The sequence below is a fragment of the Micromonospora sp. WMMD712 genome (assembly GCF_029581295.1).
GTDB classification, from domain to species: Bacteria; Actinomycetota; Actinomycetes; order Mycobacteriales; family Micromonosporaceae; genus Micromonospora; species Micromonospora carbonacea.
The window spans coordinates 3,026,719-3,042,884 of the sequence record NZ_CP120743.1 but is presented as its reverse complement, the minus strand read 5'-3'; the positions used below and the strand labels follow the sequence as shown (position 1 = coordinate 3,042,884).

Below are 16,166 nucleotides of genomic sequence, written 5' to 3'. Positions count from 1 at the left end.
CCTCTGTTCGGAGGGGCCGGCGACCAGGGACGCCGGGTAGTCTCTTGCCCAACATGACCGAAGAACACGGTCCGCACGGACCAGAAGCGAGTATGGCCGCCGCCCTCGACGCGGCGGCCGGCACCCTGCTCACGGTCTTCGAGGCGGCGCGCGAGCGCACCACCAGCCGGCTCTCCGGGGCGCAACTGCGCGCCGTCATGGTGGTCGAGCAGCACGACGGGATCAACCTGCGCCGGCTGGCCACGCTGCTCGACATGCTGCTCTCCTCGGCCAGCCGGCTCTGCGACCGGCTCGTCGCGGCGGGCATGCTGGAGCGCGAGCCGGGCCGGTCCGACCGGCGGGAGATCTCCCTGCACCTCACGCCGGAGGCCGAGAAGCTCCTCGCCGAGCTGCGGGCCGACCGCCGGCAGCGGCTGGCGGCGATCCTGTCCGGGATGAGCCCCGAGGGGCGGCAGGCCCTGCTCGGCGGGCTCCAGGAGTTCGACGAGGTCGCCCGGCTGCGGCACCCGCCGGAGCCGCCGACGGCGGAGTTAGCCGCCGAGGCCCGGTCGGACGAGTGGGCGCCGCCGCCCGGCCAGGGCTGGCCGGCGGGGGAACACCCGGCCGGCTGGTCGACCCCGGGCGTGCCGCGCGGCCGACCGGCGACGGACGCGACCCCGGGCGGCTGGCCCGCGGACGCCACTGCGGGCGGCGGCTGGTCGGCCGGCGACCCGCAGGTCGCCCGCACCGCCTGACCCCCGCGCTGCCTGCCCCCCCGCACCGCCTGACGCCCGCCGCAGGCGCGGCGCGCCTCCTCCGGCGCGGCAGGTGTTAGGAGGGGGCCCTTCCTATACAGAAAGCGTTAACAGGGGGCCCTTCCTTGCACCTCGCGGGCCCAGCGCAGGTGGTCGCACGCGCGGGGATGGTCGGCCAGGACGGTGCCGCAGGCCGCCAGCACGGCGTCCAGCAGCGGCCCGCGGCCCCCGCCCCGGGCCGCCAGCAGGTCGGCCTGCCACGTCGTGTGGGCGAGCAGGAGCTGCGGATCACCGACCCGGATCGCGGCGGCGAGCGCGTCCACCAGGTGCCCGACGGCGGCGGCGAACTGGTCGGCCTCCGCCTCGGGCGGGGCCACCGCGCGCAGGGCGAACTGCACGACGTCGCGCCGCCGGCGCAGCACCGCAGCGTAGTCGTCGCCGCCCGTCGCGGGCGGCGGGCCGGTGTGCCCGGCGAAGAGGTCCGTCTCCAGCAGCCGGGCCGCGTCGCGGGCGGACGCGCCCCAGGCCGCCGCCCCCACGGCGGCGGCCCACCGGCCGTCGGGGCCGAACCCCGGGCCGCCGGCGACCACCGGGACCCCGGCCGACCGGCACGCCTCGATCGTGCGGCCGGCCCGGACCAGCCGGCTCGGCTGCACGCAGCTCAGCAGCACCGCGTCCGGGCCGGTCTGGTGCAGGTAGGAGACGAGGTGGCGGGCGGGGACGCTGGCGCCGAGGAAGGTGACCCGCCAGCCCTCGGCCCGGACCACCTCGGCGACGATGCGGGCGGCCAGCGCGTGCCACTCGCCCTCCACGCAGGCCAGCACCACGTGGCCGCGTGCCGGCCGGCCCGTGGTCCGCGCGCCGACGGCGGCGACCACCAGCTCGCTGACGTGGGTGGCGGCGTGCTCCTGGGCGACGCTCCACCGCCCGGCCGACCAGCGCAGGCCGATCTCCCGCTGCGCCACGGCCACCACGTCCACCAGGACGTCCGCGACGCTGGCCCCGGCGTCGAGCAGGCCGAGGGCGAGCCCGACGGCCGCCGGGTGGTCGGCGGAGTCCAGGCAGGCGAGGTACGCCTCGACCGCCGCCGCCCCGGGCCCGACGGCGACGCCGGACACCGCCGTCACGGGCCGTCCGCCCGCACGGCGAGCATCGCGATGTCGTCGTGGGCCTGCCCGTCGAGCCACTCGTCGACGATCTGGAGCACCCGGTCGACCAGGGCGGCGGGCGGCAGCCCGACGCCCGACGCGACCGCCCGGCGCAGCCGCTCGTCGCCGAACATGTCGACCTCGCCCGCGCCGCCCCGGGCCTCGGTCACCCCGTCGGTGTAGGCGAGCAGCAGCTCGCCGGGGGCGAGGCGGATCTCCGTCTCGGCGAACCGGGGCGCGGGGAGGGCCCCGATCGGCATGCCGCCGACCCGGACCTGTCCGACGGTGCCGTCGGCGCGGACGACCAGCGGCGACGGGTGGCCGCCGCCGGCGACGCGGACCAGCAGGCCCCCGTCGGGCCGGGGGGTGAGGGTGCCGAGCAGGACGGTGGTGAACTGGCTGCGCCGGGCGGCGTCCGGCGCGTCGAACAGGGCCCGGTGCAGCAGCCGCATCAGCTCCAGCGGGCGCTGCTCGACCAGCCGCAGCGTCTGGAGGGACTGGCGGACGCGGCCGGTGAGCACGGCCGCCCCGACGCCCTTGCCGCAGACGTCGCCCAGGGCGAACAGCGCGCCGTCGGCGGTGGGGAAGACCTCGTAGAAGTCCCCGCCGATGCGCAGGCTGTCCCCGGCGGCCCGGTAGCCGCCGGCGAGGGCGACGCCGCCGATCGTGGGCAGCTCGGGCGGCAGGAGGCTGTGCTGCAACACCCGGGCCAGGTGGGCCTGCTCGCCGTAGAGCTCGGCGGTGGCCAGGGCCGCGCCCGCCCGCGCCGCGAACTCCCGGGCCAGCTCGATCTCCCGGGCGTCGAAGCCGGGCCGCCCGACCCGCCGGATCAGCACCAGCGCCCCGACCGCGCCGGCCGCGCCGAGCAGCGGGCTGACCAGCACGGTGCCGGGCCGCCCGAAGCCCGCCGGCAGCACGGCGTCGAGGTCGGCCAGCTCCGCGTCCAGCCAGGGGCTCGGCTCGGCGTGGTCGCCGGCGAGCGCCTCGGCGAGGCCGGGCACCGCGAGGGGCGGGCCCCCCGGCGAGACCCCGGCCGTCGGGCCCCGGTCGCCCTCGGCGTACCGGAGCCAGTGCGGGGCGTCCTCGGCCGGGGGCGGCGGGCGGTGCACGACCAGCGCCGCGTCCGCGAGGTACGGCACCGGGAGGGTGGCCGCGGCCCGCAGGGTCTGCTCACGGTGCAGGGAGAGCCCGAGCCGGCTGCCGGCCTGGGCCAGGAACGTGGTGCGCGACCGCTCGGCCAGCAGGGCGTCGGTGCGGGCGCGCTCCTCGGTGACGTCGCGCACGTACCAGGCGGACCGGCCGCCCCGCAGCGCGCGGCGGACGCCGTGCAACCGCCGGCCGTGGTGCTCGGCGTCGAACGTGTCCGCGCCGGCCGCCGCGGCCCCGGCCAGCGCGGGCACCGCGCACCCGGCCAGCTCGCCGCCCGGCGCGAGCTCCGGCAGCAGCTCGCCCGCCATCGCGTTGAGCAGGGTGACCACGCCGGCGTGGTCGGTGGTGACGACCGCCTCGGCGAGCCCGTCCAGCAGCTCCCGGGCCAGGCCGGAGTCGGCCGGCAGCGGGGACTCGGCGGGGCGTCGGTGCGCCGGGCGGGACGCCTGCCCGCCGCCGCTGACCGGCCCGGCGAGACCGCCCCGTCGGATGGTCGTCACGGCCGGTCGCCGGCCGCACCGGTCGGAGGCGCTGTGTGCATGCTGGTCGTGCGCTCCTCCGCTGCCGGGAACTTGCCTTCGGGCAAGCGTACCGAGGGGCTCCGACGGTCGCCCATCGAGCGGAAGGGGAGGTCAGGACTGCCGGGTCAGCCAGCCGACCGGTTCGGCGACGATCCGGCGGACGACCGAGCCGGCCGCGCCGACCACGGCGGCCTCGGGGCCGAGCGTCGACGGGCGTACGGTGACCGGCGCCCAGCCGGCGGTGAGCACCCGTCGGGACACCTCGGCCAGCACCGCCGGCCGCAGCCAGGGGGTGAGCAGCGCGTAGCCGCCCCCGAGGACCACGGTGTCCAGGTCCAGCAGGTTCACCACGCCCGCCACCGCGACCCCGAGGGCCTGCCCCGCCTCGGCCAGCGCGGCCAGGGCGGCGGGGTGGCCGGCGGCGGCGAGGTCGGCCAGGCGCGCGGCGGCGGTGTCCGCCGGCAGGTCCGCCCGGTCCAGCCCGGCGGCGGCGAGCACGGCCTCCTGGCCCGCGTACTGCTCCAGGCAGCCCCGGCCGCCGCAGCGGCAGGGCCGCCCCTGCGGCTGGACGGGGATGTGGCCGATCTCGCCGCTCCACCCGCGTACCCCGCGGAACAGCGCGCCGTCGAGGACGATCCCGGCGCCGATGCCCACCTCGCCGGAGACGTGCAGGAAGCTCGCCGGCCCGGTGGGGTCGGCGTGCAGCTCGCCCACGGCGGCCAGGTTGGCCTCGTTGTCGACGACCAGCGGCGGGACCCCGGGCACCGGCCCGGCCAGCGGCGGGTGGCCGGCCAGCAGCTCGGGGACGGCCACGTCGCGCCAGCCGAGGTTGGGGGCGAGCCGGACCAGCCCGGCGTCGCCGACCAGGCCGGGCACGGCGAGGGCCACCCCGGCCAGGTCGAGGCCCTGCCGCTCGGCGTCGGCCCGCGCCTCGGCGGCCAGCGCGACGAGCCGGGCGAGGGCGTCGGCGGGGGAGACCGGGCGCAGGTCGGCCCGGCGCACGGTGTGGTGCCGGACCTCGCCGGCCAGGTCGACCACGCAGGCGGCCAGGTAGTCGACGTTGATCTCCAGCCCGAGGCCGGCGGGACCCGACCCGGCGAGCACCAGCCCGCGCGCCGGACGGCCCGCCCCGTTGCGCGGCGCGGGATCCGACTCGGCGACCAGCCGGCCGGCGATGAGGTCGTCGACGACGGCCGAGACGGTGGCCCGGGTCAGGCCGGTCGAGGCGGCCACGTCGGCCCGCGACGGTGGGCGGGGCGCGGCGGCGATCCGGCCGAGCACCACGGCGAGGTTCAGCTCGCGCAGGCTGCCCTGGCGGACCGCCCCGGGGACAGGGGCGGGGCGGGTCACCCCTTGACAGTGCCACATGCCCGCCAAATAATTCAACCACTGAACAAATAGCTACCGGAGGTCTGCCATGGCACCCCGTCCCACCCCCGCCGACAAATTCTCCTTCGGCCTCTGGACGGTGGGCTGGCAGGCCCGCGACCCGTTCGGCGACGCCACCCGCGGCGAGCTCGACGCCGTCGAGGCCGTGCACAAGCTCGCCGAGCTGGGCGCGTACGGGATCACCTTCCACGACGACGACCTGATCCCGTTCGGGGCGGACTCCGCCGCCCGCGACGCCCAGCTCGCCCGGTTCCGCAAGGCCCTCGACGAGACCGGCCTGGTCGTGCCGATGGTCACCACCAACCTGTTCACCCACCCGGTGTTCAAGGACGGCGGCTTCACCAGCAACGACCGCGACGTGCGGCGGTACGCGCTGCGCAAGGTGCTGCGCAACGTCGACCTCGCCGCCGAGCTGGGCGCCAAGACGTTCGTCATGTGGGGCGGTCGCGAGGGCTCCGAGTACGACCTGGCCAAGGACATCCGCGCGGCGCTGGACCGCTACCGCGAGGGCGTCGACCTGCTCTGCGAGTACGTCGTCGACCGCGGCTACGACCTGCGCTTCGCCATCGAGCCGAAGCCGAACGAGCCGCGCGGCGACATCCTGCTGCCCACCGTCGGCCACGCGCTGGCGTTCATCTCCACGCTGGCCCGCCCGGAGATGGTCGGCCTCAACCCCGAGGTCGGCCACGAGCAGATGGCCGGGCTCAACTACGCCCACGGCATCGCCCAGGCGCTGTGGCAGGGCAAGCTGTTCCACCTCGACCTCAACGGCCAGCGCGGCATCAAGTACGACCAGGACCTGGTCTTCGGCCACGGCGACCTGATGAACGCGTTCGCCCTGGTGGACCTGCTGGAGAACGGCGGCCCCGACGGCGGTCCCGCCTACGACGGCCCCCGGCACTTCGACTACAAGCCCTCGCGCACCGAGGACTTCACCGGCGTGTGGGCCTCGGCCGAGGCGAACATGCGCACCTACCTGCTGCTCAAGGAGCGGGCCGCGGCGTTCCGGGCCGACCCGGAGGTGGCCGAGGCCCTCGCCGCGAGCCGCGTCAACGACCTGGCCACCCCGACCGTCGCCGACGGCGAGGGCTACGCCGGGCTGCTCGCCGACCGCGCCTCCTTCGAGGAGTACGACGTCGACGCCGCCGCCGCGCGGGGCTTCCACTTCGTCCGGCTCAACCAGCTGGCCGTCGAGCACCTGCTCGGCGCTCGCTGAGGCCGCCGCCATGCCCCTGGTCGCCGGGTTCGACTCGTCCACCCAGTCCTGCAAGCTGGTGATCCGCGACGCGGAGACCGGAGCGCTGGTGCGCTCGGGCCGTGCCGCCCATCCCGACGGCACCGAGGTCGACCCGGCGGCCTGGTGGGCGGCCCTGGAGGCCGCCGTGGCGCAGGCCGGCGGCCTGGCCGACGTCGCGGCCGTCTCCGTCGCCGGCCAGCAGCACGGCATGGTCTGCCTCGACGAGTCGGGCGAGGTGGTCCGCCCGGCGCTGCTGTGGAACGACACCCGCTCCGCCGGCGCCGCCGCCGACCTGATCTCCGAGGCCGGCGGCGGCGAGGCCGGCGGACGGTTCTGGGCCGACGCCGTCGGCGTCGTCCCGGTGGCCAGCTTCACCGCCACCAAGCTGCGCTGGCTGGCCCGGCACGAGCCGGCCAACGCCGACCGGGTCGCCGCCGTCTGCCTGCCGCACGACTGGCTGACCTGGCGGCTGGCCGGCGCGCCCGGCCTGGACGCGCTGCGCACCGACCGCAGCGACGCCAGCGGCACCGGCTACTGGTCCCCGGCCACCGGCGAATACCGGTTCGACCTGCTCGAACGCGCCTTCGGCCGGCGGCTGGAGGTGCCCGTCGTGCTCGGGCCGACCCAGACCGCCGGGGCCCTCGACCCGGCGGCGCTCGCCGCCGGCGGGGGGCCCGGCGGGGCGCTGCTCGGGCCGGGGGCCGGCGACAACGCTGCCGCCGCGTTCGGCGTCGGGGCCCGCCCCGGCGACGTGGTCGTCTCCATCGGCACCTCCGGCACCGTGTTCAGCGTCGCCGACGCGCCGACAGCCGACCCGACCGGCACCGTCGCCGGCTTCGCCGACGTGACCGGCCGCTATCTCCCGCTGGTCTGCACGCTCAACGCGGCCCGGGTGCTCGACGCGGCGGCCACCCTGCTCGGGGTCGACCTCGACACCCTGTCCGACCTCGCGCTGTCCGCCCCGCCCGGCGCGGACGGCCTGGTGATGGTCCCCTACCTGGAGGGGGAGCGGACCCCGAACCGGCCGTCGGCCACCGGGGCGGTGCACGGGCTCACCCTGCGCACCTCGACCCCGGCGCACCTGGCCCGCGCCGCGGTCGAGGGGATGCTCTGCGCGCTCGCCGACGGCCTCGACGCGCTGACCGCGCAGGGCTGCCGGGCCGAGCGGGTGATCCTGGTCGGCGGCGGGGCCCGGTCGGCGGCGGTGCGCCGCATCGCGCCGCAGGTCTTCGGCCGCCCGGTGGTCGTGCCGCCGCCGGGGGAGTACGTCGCCGACGGGGCCGCCCGCCAGGCCGCCTGGCTCGCCCTGGGCGGGCAGGACGCGCCCGACTGGTCGCCGGCCGGCACCCAGGAGTACGCGGCCGACGGCGTCGCGGCCGTCCGCGAGCGGTACGCGGCGGCCCGCGACCGGGTGCTCGACCGCCCCGCCTGACGGGGGCCGACCCGGCAGCGGGCATGCTGGGTCGGTGACGGGTCGGTCGGTGGTACGGCGGCGGGGCTGGGGCGGCGGCGCGGCGCACCGGTCGTACAGCGTGCTGGTGTTCGTGCTGCTCGCCTCGCTGGACAACGTGGCGATCGGCCTCGTCCCGCCGCTGTACGGCCCGATCTCCGGTTCGTTCGACGTGTCCCAGCGCCTGCTCGGGCTGGTCACCGCCGTCAGCTTCCTGGTCAGCGCGGTGGCCGCCGTGGGCTGGGCGTACGTCGGCGACCGCACCGACCGCAAGCCGCTGCTCATGGTCGGCACCCTCGTCTGGGCGGCCGGCACCGGCGGCAGCGCGCTGGCGCAGGGCTACCCGGCGTTCCTGGCCGCGCAGCTCGTCGCGGCGGTCGGCCTCGGCGCGGTCGGTTCGGTCGGCTACTCGGTGGTCACCGACCTGATCTCGCCGCGGCGCCGGGGGCTGGTGATGAGCCTCTGGGGGCTGTCCCAGGGCGTCGGCACCCTGGCGGGAACGCTGGTCGGCGGCCTGCTCGGGGCCGCCGACTGGCGGCGGCCGTTCTGGCTGCTCACCGTGGTCGGCCTGGCGGCGACGGCGGCGTACCTGTTCACCTACGACATCCGGCGCGGGCAGAGCGAGCCGGAGCTGTCCGGCGCGCTGGCCGGCGGCGCGGAGTACGACTACCGGATCACCCGCGCCGACCTGCCGGGCATCCTGGCCCGGCGCACCAACCGCTGGCTGGTCCTGCAGGGACTGACCGCCCAGGCGGCCTTCGGGTCGCTGGTCTGGCTGCCGGTGCTGTTCGCCCAGCGGGCCCAGGCCCAGGGCTACTCGGCGGCCACCGCCGTCGTCGTCGGCAGCGTCTTCGCCACCCTGTTCCAGCTCGGCGGGGTGCTCTCCATCGTCGGCGGGCTGGTGGGCGACGCCGTGCAGCGGCGTACCCCCCGGGGCCGGGCGCTGGTCGCGGCGGTGGGCATCCTCGCGGCGCTGCCGTTCTACCTGGTCCTGTTCTTCGTGCCGTTGCGCATCGACGTGCCCGACGGCGGCTCCACCGGCGCGGTGGCCGGCGCGGTCCTGGCGAGCGTCGTCACCGAGCCGACGGTCGGGCTGAGCCTGCTCACCGCCGTGCTCGCGCTGGCGCTGACGTCGGCGAACTCGCCGAACTGGTTCGCCCTGATCGCCGACGTCAACCCGCCCGAGCACCGGGGCACCGTCTACAGCCTCGGCAACCTGGTCAACGGGATCGGCCGGGCGGCCGGCAACGGGCTGGTCGGGGTGGCCTTCCACGCACTGCGGGCGGCGTTCCCCCCGCCGCTGAACTACGCCGTCGGGCTGGCCGTGTTCCAGCTCTTCTTCGTCCCGACCGGCGTCATGTACTGGCTGGCCTCCCGCACCTCGCCGCGCGACATCGACGAGGTGCGGACCCTGCTGCACGAGCGCGCCGAACGTCTGTAGCCGCCGGGGCCGCGAGCCGGGTCGGGTCGGGTCGGGTCGGGTTGGGCTGGATCGGGCCGGGTCGGGTCTGGTGGGGTCGGACCAGCGCTCCTGGCGCTCCCGGCCACTTCCGGTGCTCCCGACGTTCCCGGCCCTTCCGGGCGAGGGCTCCTCCGGTCGCCTAGGGAGCTGATGTCGTGGATGACTCACGCCGTGGCCCGTCCGCTCCCACCGCCCCGCCTGCTGCATATCCGTCCCCGACTGCTCCACCTGCCTCGTCTGTTGCGCCTCCCGCCCCGCCTGCCCTGCCGGCATGCCCTGTCTGCCGCGCGTCCCCGCCCGCCCCGGCGGTCGGCGGGGCGGGCGGGGCGAAACGAGGGCGAGTCATCCACGACATCAGCTCCCTATGCGGCGGCGGCAGAGCCGCCAGCACCCGCCGGACCACCCCGGGACGCCGGCCGGGCACCCGCGCAGGCCAGCCCGGGCGGGGCCAGCCCGGGCGGGGCCAGCCCGGGCGGGGCCAGGCCAGACGGGGCCAGGCCAGGCCGTGGGGCGGGCCAGGCCGTGGGGCGGGCCAGGCCGGGGCGATCAGGCGGCGCGGAACCAGACGGTGACGTCCTGCCCGACCGTGCCGTCGTCGGGCAGCGGGGCGCTGGCGTGCAGCACCTGCGCCCCGGCCGGCACCGGCACCGGCGTCGCGCCGAAGTTCGTCAGCACCGTGACGTCGCCGTTGCGGAAGCTCACCACCTCGTCACCCGAGGCCAGCCAGTAGAGGCCGCCCCGGCCGAGCCCGTGCTCGCGGCGCAGCCGCAGGGCGGTGCGGTACAGCTCGTACGTCGAGCCGGGCACGTCGCGCTGCCGGTCGAGGGCGTACTCGGCCCACGACGGCGGCTGGGGCAGCCAGCTCGCGTCGGTCGGCCCGAAGCCGTACGACGGGGCGTCGGCCTCCCACGGGATCGGCACCCGGCAGCCGTCCCGGCCGCGCTCGGTGTGCCCGCTGCGCTCCCAGGTCGGGTCCTGCCGCACCTCGTCGGGGAGCGTCATGTGCTCCGGCAGGCCCAGCTCCTCGCCCTGGTAGAGGTAGGCCGAGCCGGGCAGGGCCAGCATCAGCAGGGTGGCCGCCCGGGCCCGGCGCAGGCCCAGCGCGGCGTCGGGCTGCGGGTCGCCGACGCCGATGCCGTTCGGGCGGGGGGTGCCGACGGGCAGGCCCAGGCGGGAGGCGTGCCGGACGACGTCGTGGTTGGACAGCACCCACGTGGTCGGCGCGCCGACGGCGTCGGTGGCCTCCAGCGAGCGGGTGATCACCGCGTACTGGGCGGGCGCGGTCCAGGACGCGGTGAGGTACTCGAAGTTGAACGCCTGGTGCATCTCGTCGGGCCGCACGTAGCGGGCCAGCCGCTCGGCGGGCTGCACCCACGCCTCGGCGACGAGGATCCGCTCGCCGTCGTACGAGTCGAGCAGTCGACGCCAGTCCCGGTAGACCTCGTGGACGCCGTCCTGGTCCCACATCGGCGGGCGGGGCTTGTCGACCTCGTTGCCGGAGAGGATCTCCTGCGGCTCCTGCCAGTTCGCCAGGTCGGCCTGCTTGATCAGGCCGTGTGCCACGTCCACCCGGAAGCCGTCGACGCCCCGGTCGAGCCAGAACCGCAGCACGTCCAGGAACTCGGCGCGTACCTCCGGGTTGTCCCAGTTGAGGTCGGGCTGCCCGGGGTCGAACAGGTGCAGGTACCACTGGCCGGGCCGGCCGTCGGGCTCCGTGACCCGGGTCCACGCCGGGCCGCCGAAGACGCTGCTCCAGTCGTTGGGCGGCTGGTCGCCGTCGGGCCCGAGGCCGTCGCGGAAGACGTACCGGGCGCGTTCGGGGCTGCCCGGGGCGGCGGCGAGGGCGGCGACGAACCAGCGGTGCGCCGACGACGTGTGGTTGGGCACCAGGTCGACGATGACCCGCAGCCGGCGGGCGTGCGCCTCGGTGATCAGCCGGTCGGCGTCGGCGAGCCGCCCGAACAGCGGGTCCACGTCGCGGTAGTCGGCCACGTCGTATCCGGCGTCGGCCTGCGGCGACGGGTAGAACGGCGACAGCCAGACCGCGTCCACGCCCAGCTCGACGAAGTGGTCGAGGCGGGCGGTGATGCCCGGCAGGTCGCCGATGCCGTCACCGTTCGCGTCGGCGAACGAGCGCGGGTAGATCTGGTAGATCACGGCCTCGGTCCACCAGGCGGTGGCGGGGCCGGCGGACTGTTGCTGGGGGGTCGCGTCGGTGTTCAGGGCCTTCTCCCGTGTGTCGAAGCCGTCCCGGTCGTGGTTCCCCGGTGGCACGTGGACGAACCCGTTCAGTCTGCCCGGTGCCGGGCGGACGGTCCGCGTTCAGTCCGCCCGGGGCGGGGCGGTCGAGTCGCGTACCACGAGGCGGGTGGGCAGGATCAGCGGGCCGCCCGGCGGGGGGAGGTCCCGGCCGTCGAGCGGGTCGAGCAGGATGCGGGCCGCGAGCCGGCCCTGCTCCGCCGCCGGCTGCGCGATCGTGCTCAGCCCCAGCACCCCGGACAGGTCGTGGTCGTCGATGCCGATGACGCTGACGTCCTGCGGGACCCGCAGGCCCGCCTCGCGCAGCGCGCTCATCGCGCCCATGGCCATCTCGTCGCAGGCGGCGAAGATGGCGGTCGGCGGCTCGCCCCGGGCGAGCAGCTCGACGGTGGCCCGCTCGCCGCCGTCGATGGTGAACTGCGACTCGACGTCCAGGCCGGGGTCGGGCTCGATGCCGGCGGCCCGCAGCGCCTCCTGGTAGCCCCGGCGTCGGTCCAGGTGGGTGGTGAAGGCCAGCTCGTCGTCCGGGTCGCCGGAGATGTGCGCGATCCGGCGGTGCCCCAGGTCGAGCAGGTGCCGGGTGGCGGTCCGCGCGGCGGCCACGTCGTCGATGCGTACGCAGGGCCAGCCGGGCACCCCGCTGCCGGAGCTGATGGTCACGCCGGGCAGGTCCAGCACGGTGAGCGCGGCCAGCTCGGCCCGGCGCAGCGGGGTGGCGACCAGCATGACGGCGTCCACCCGCTTGTGCAGGTTGGCGGTGCCCAGCACCCGCTGGCGGGTGCGTTCCCGGCCGCCGAGGTTGTAGAGCAGCAGGTCGTAGCCGGATTCGTGCAGGGTCTCCTCGACGGCCTCGACCACGGTGCCGAAGAACCAGCGGGTGATCCGGGGGACGATCACGGCCACGGTGGCGGTCCGCCCGCCGGCCAGCCGCGACGCGCTCGGCGAGACCGCGTACTGGAGCTGCTCGGCGGCGGCGAGGACCCGGCGGCGGGTGGCCGCGGAGACCGTCGGCAGGCCGCGCAGGGCCCGCGACACGGTTGCGGTGGAGACCCCGGCCAGGCGGGCGACATCATCGATCTTGGTCATGGATACCCCGCTCCGGCCCGGACCGCCGCCGCCCGGGGACGCGGGCGGCGGCGGTCGCGAGTCAGCCCTTGACGCTGCCGGCGAGCAGGCCACGCACGAAGTACCGCTGGAGCGACAGGAACACGATCAGCGGTACGACGATCGAGACGAACGCGCCGGCGGTCAGCCGCTGCCACTCGTTGCCCCGGGTGCCGGCCATCTCGGCCAGCCGTACGGTCAGTGGTGCGGTTTCGCTGCTGCCCCCGGCGAAGATGAGCGCGACCAGCAGGTCGTTCCAGACCCAGAGGAACTGGAAGATGCCGAAGGCCGCCAGGGCCGGGGTGATCAACGGCAGCACGATGGTGCGGAAGATCTTGGGGTGGGTGGCCCCGTCGACCCGGGCCGCCTCCATCAGGTCCTTGGGGAGCTGCGCGATGAAGTTGTGCAGCAGGAAGACGGCGAACGGCAGCGCGAAGCAGGTGTGCGCGAACCACACCTGCACGAACTTCTGCTCGTCGACCAGGTCCCAGGCGGGCATGAGGGTCACCCCGCCGAGGCTCACCCCGGTGGAGAAGAACCTCAGCAACGGCACCAGGGCCATCTGGAGCGGGACGATCTGCAACGCGAAGATCGCGATGTACGCCCAGTCCCGGCCCCGGAAGTTGATCCAGGCCAACGCGTACGCGGCCAGGGACGCGAACGCGATCGGGAACAGCACCGACGGGATGGTGATCGCCAGCGAGTTGACGAAGTAGTTGGCCAGCTGCCCCGAGGAGGAGGAGCGGCCGAACAGCACCTCCTGGTAGTTCTCCAGGGTGAACTGCGGGTTGGTGAAGAACGTCCACCAGCCGGTGGTCTTGATCTGGTCCTCCGGCCGGAACGAGGAGACGAACAGGCCGAAGGTGGGGATCGTCCAGAACAGCGCGATGACGATCGAGACCAGGGTCGCCGTGCGGCTGTTGAGCCGCTTGCGCACCCGGCCGGCGGTGGTGGAGGTCTTCCCGGTGGCCTGTGCCCCGGCGGGGAGCGTGGGCGTCGTAGTGGTCATCTCAGCCCTCCCGCTGCTGACGCAGGTTGCGGATCTGGTAGATCACGAGCGGGATCACCAGGACGAAGAGGAAGACCGCCAGCGCCGAGCCCTGCCCGTTCTGGCCGTACCGGAACGCCTGGTTGTACATCTCGTTCGCGATGACGCTGGTGTCGTAGTTGCCGTTGGTCGCGGTGCGGACGATGTCGAACACCTTGAGCGTGGCGATCGACAGGGTCACCACCACGACGATCAGCGCGGGTCGGATGCTCGGCATGGTGATCTGCCAGAACATCTGCCACGGGGTGACCCCGTCGAGCCGGGCGGCCTCGACGATGTCGGCCGGGATGGCCTTGATCGCCGCGGAGAGCACCACCATGGCGAAGCCGGCCTGGATCCAGACCATGATCACGATCAGCAGCAGGGTGTTCAGCGGCGAGTCCAGCAGCCACTGCTTCGGCTCGCCGCCGAGGCTCACCACGATCTGGTTGAGCAGGCCGATCTGCTCCTGCCCGTCGCCCCGGTAGGCGTAGACGAACTTCCAGATGATCGCCGCGCCGACGAACGAGATCGCCATCGGCATGAAGATCAGCGACTTGGCCACCGACTCGAACCGGGCCTTGTCCACCAGGACCGAGTAGAGCAGGCCGAACGCCGTGGCCACCAGCGGCACCAGCAGCACCCAGACGAGCGTGTTGATCAGCACCCGGACGATCGAGTCGTCGGAGAACATCCAGGTGTAGTTACGTAGGCCTACCCAGTTCCGGCTGCCGCCGTCCATGAACGACAGCAGCGTGGTGCGGATGGCCGGGACGACCAGGCCGATCATGAGCAGCAGCACCGCTGGCAGCAGGAAGAAGAACGCGAACATGCCCTCGCGCGGCTTGCGACGTCGGGGCAGTGGAGCCCCGCTTGCCGAGGCGGCGATCAGCTGTGCCTCGTGGCGTCGGGCGAACCAGGACGGCACGGCGTCGAGGAGCAGCAGCAGGCCCCCGACGACCACGGCGAACGCGATCAACCCGTACAACAGCATGAGGAACTTCGGCTGCACGTCGGCGAAGTCGAACTCCATCAACCCTCCCTCGGGTTCGGATCAGCCGGTGGTCCGGCCCGCCGAGGCGGGCCGGACCACCGCCTCAGATCACTTCGGCCAGCTGGTCTCGATGCCCTGGAGCACCGCGGCGGTGTCCTTGCCGTTGACCCACTCGACCATGCCCTTCCAGAAGGTCCCGGCGCCGACGGCGGCCGGCATCAGGTCGGAGCCGTCGAACCGGAAGACGGTCTTCTGGTCCTGGAGGATCTGCACGGAGAGCTTGTCGACCGGGTTCGGCACGTTCGCCAGGTCGAGCTTCTTGTTGGCCGACACCCAGTCACCGATCTTGGCGCGGCTGTTGGCGTACTCGCCGGAGGCCAGGTAGGTCTGCACGGCCTGGACCTCGGGGCGGTCGGCGAAGGCCGCGACGAACTCGCCGCCGCCCAGCACCGGCTTGCCCTTGGCCGGGTCGATCGCCGGGAAGTAGAACGCGAAGACGTCGCCGTCCTCGGCCACCTTCGTGCCCTCGGGCCACTGGTTGGCGTAGAAGGACGCCTGGCGGTGCAGGGCGCACTTGCCGGTGGTGATCGGCGTGCCCGCCTCCTGGAACGAGGTGGTGGCGATGCTCTTCACGCCGCCGAAGCCGCCGTTGACGTACTTCTCGTTCTTGAGGATGGTGCCGGCCTTGTCGAGCGCCTCGGCGACCTTCGGGTCGTTGAACGGGATGCCGTGGGTGGTCCACTGGTCGTAGACCTCGGGGGTCTGCGTCCGCAGCATCAGGTCTTCGATCCAGTCGGTGGCCGGCCAGCCGGTCGCGTCACCGGACTCGATGCCCGCGCACCACGGCTTGGTGCCGTCCGCCGCGATCTTGTCGCTCAGGGCGATCAGCTCGTCCCAGGTGGTGGGAACGGTCCAGCCCTTCTCCTTGAACGTCTTCGGCGAGTACCACACGAAGGACTTGACGTTGGAGCCGAGCGGGGCGCCGTAGAACTGCCCGTTCACGGTGCTGTACTTCAGCCAGTCGGCCGAGTAGTTCTCCTCCGCCATCGCCTTGGTGTCGGCGCTGGCGGCCTTGAGCTTGCCGGCGTCGGCGAACCGCTTGAGCAGACCCGGCTGCGGGATGAAGGCGAGGTCGGGCGCGTTGCCGCCGTCGACCCGGACACCGAGCTGGGCCTCGAACTCACCGCTGCCCTCGTGGTCGATCTCGATGCCGGTGCAGTCCTCGAACTGCTTCCAGGACTCGTCGAGGCGGTCGGCCTCGATGTCCCGGATCGACGAGTAGATCGTGACCTTCTTGCCGTCGTTGCCCTGGTACTTCTCGTAAGCCGCACACTCCGCGGAGTCCGCCTTGTCGCTGCTCTTGTCGTCGCCGGTGCCGCAGGCAGTGACGCTGAGCGCCAGCCCCAGTACGCCGGCGACCGCGAGAGCCTGGCGTGGTCTGGCAAAGACCGCCATGCCGTTCTCCTTCCTTGCCGGCGCGGTCGCGTTCAACCGGCGCCGGTCCGATGGGCGTCACCACATGTAAGCGCTTGCATTGGAGCGCGTCCACCCCCAGTCGGACACGGACGAGTAACAATCCCGAAACCGGCTCACCAGTAGTGGGCACGCTCCCACGGATAGGGGTGTTCGCCCCGCCGCGACCCCTTTCGGTCGATGCAGGATTCTGTCACGCTGGAGGGAATCGATTGAAGT

12 protein-coding genes are annotated in these 16,166 nt (G+C 74.6%); 4 read left to right on the top strand and 8 right to left on the bottom strand.

The features are described 5' to 3' along the window. Nucleotides 1–92 precede the first annotated feature (92 nt). Nucleotides 93–734, top strand: coding sequence for a MarR family transcriptional regulator (locus O7633_RS12865; RefSeq protein WP_282327985.1), 642 nt, complete (start codon nucleotides 93–95; stop codon nucleotides 732–734). Between the two features lie 107 nt (nucleotides 735–841). Here O7633_RS12865 and O7633_RS12860 read toward each other — a convergent pair whose 3' ends face one another. The 3 genes from O7633_RS12860 to O7633_RS12850 form a co-directional block, all read right to left on the bottom strand. Beyond that, nucleotides 842–1,861, bottom strand: coding sequence for a cobalamin B12-binding domain-containing protein (locus O7633_RS12860; protein ID WP_282327984.1), 1,020 nt, complete (start codon nucleotides 1,859–1,861; stop codon nucleotides 842–844). After that, nucleotides 1,858–3,531 (bottom strand): PP2C family protein-serine/threonine phosphatase, encoded by a 1,674-nt coding sequence (locus O7633_RS12855; RefSeq protein WP_282327983.1) that lies wholly within the window; start codon nucleotides 3,529–3,531, stop codon nucleotides 1,858–1,860. Before O7633_RS12855 ends, O7633_RS12860 begins: the two co-directional genes overlap by 4 nt. A gap of 132 nt (nucleotides 3,532–3,663) precedes the next feature. Continuing rightward, nucleotides 3,664–4,920 carry an ROK family transcriptional regulator gene (locus tag O7633_RS12850; RefSeq protein WP_176735007.1) on the bottom strand — a complete coding sequence of 419 codons (1,257 nt, stop codon included), beginning with the start codon at nucleotides 4,918–4,920 and terminating at the stop codon, nucleotides 3,664–3,666. A gap of 49 nt (nucleotides 4,921–4,969) precedes the next feature. On the opposite strand from O7633_RS12850, the gene xylA reads away from it, so the two are divergent. From xylA to O7633_RS12835, 3 genes are read left to right on the top strand one after another with little or no spacing between them, the layout of a single operon-like run. Then, entirely contained in the window at nucleotides 4,970–6,157 is a 1,188-nt protein-coding gene (xylA, locus tag O7633_RS12845; RefSeq protein ID WP_282327982.1) for a xylose isomerase, read from the top strand. Nucleotides 6,158–6,167: 10 nt separating this feature from the next. Beyond that, nucleotides 6,168–7,610, top strand: coding sequence for a xylulokinase (gene xylB / locus O7633_RS12840; protein WP_282327981.1), 1,443 nt, complete (start codon nucleotides 6,168–6,170; stop codon nucleotides 7,608–7,610). A 34-nt stretch (nucleotides 7,611–7,644) separates the two neighbouring features. Continuing rightward, the gene (locus O7633_RS12835; RefSeq protein ID WP_282327980.1) at nucleotides 7,645–9,069 is read left to right on the top strand and encodes an MFS transporter; all 1,425 of its coding nucleotides are present in this window, start codon (nucleotides 7,645–7,647) and stop codon (nucleotides 9,067–9,069) included. Nucleotides 9,070–9,636: 567 nt separating this feature from the next. Here O7633_RS12835 and O7633_RS12830 read toward each other — a convergent pair. The 5 genes from O7633_RS12830 to O7633_RS12810 all read right to left on the bottom strand — a co-directional run bounded on the left by O7633_RS12830 (nucleotide 9,637) and on the right by O7633_RS12810 (nucleotide 15,929). Next, nucleotides 9,637–11,313 (bottom strand): glycoside hydrolase family 13 protein, encoded by a 1,677-nt coding sequence (locus O7633_RS12830; RefSeq protein ID WP_282328547.1) that lies wholly within the window; start codon nucleotides 11,311–11,313, stop codon nucleotides 9,637–9,639. Nucleotides 11,314–11,412: 99 nt separating this feature from the next. Beyond that, nucleotides 11,413–12,435 carry a LacI family DNA-binding transcriptional regulator gene (locus O7633_RS12825; RefSeq protein WP_278128970.1) on the bottom strand — a complete coding sequence of 341 codons (1,023 nt, stop codon included), beginning with the start codon at nucleotides 12,433–12,435 and terminating at the stop codon, nucleotides 11,413–11,415. Between the two features lie 61 nt (nucleotides 12,436–12,496). Beyond that, nucleotides 12,497–13,462: a carbohydrate ABC transporter permease gene (locus O7633_RS12820; RefSeq protein WP_178066202.1), complete on the bottom strand. Its 966-nt coding sequence runs from the start codon at nucleotides 13,460–13,462 to the stop codon at nucleotides 12,497–12,499. Between the two features lies 1 nt (nucleotide 13,463). Beyond that, nucleotides 13,464–14,513 carry a sugar ABC transporter permease gene (locus O7633_RS12815; protein WP_278128968.1) on the bottom strand — a complete coding sequence of 350 codons (1,050 nt, stop codon included), beginning with the start codon at nucleotides 14,511–14,513 and terminating at the stop codon, nucleotides 13,464–13,466. A gap of 69 nt (nucleotides 14,514–14,582) precedes the next feature. Next, a complete protein-coding gene (locus tag O7633_RS12810) occupies nucleotides 14,583–15,929 on the bottom strand; it encodes an ABC transporter substrate-binding protein (RefSeq protein WP_278128967.1) in 1,347 nt (448 codons plus the stop codon). Nucleotides 15,930–16,166: the final 237 nt, after the last annotated feature.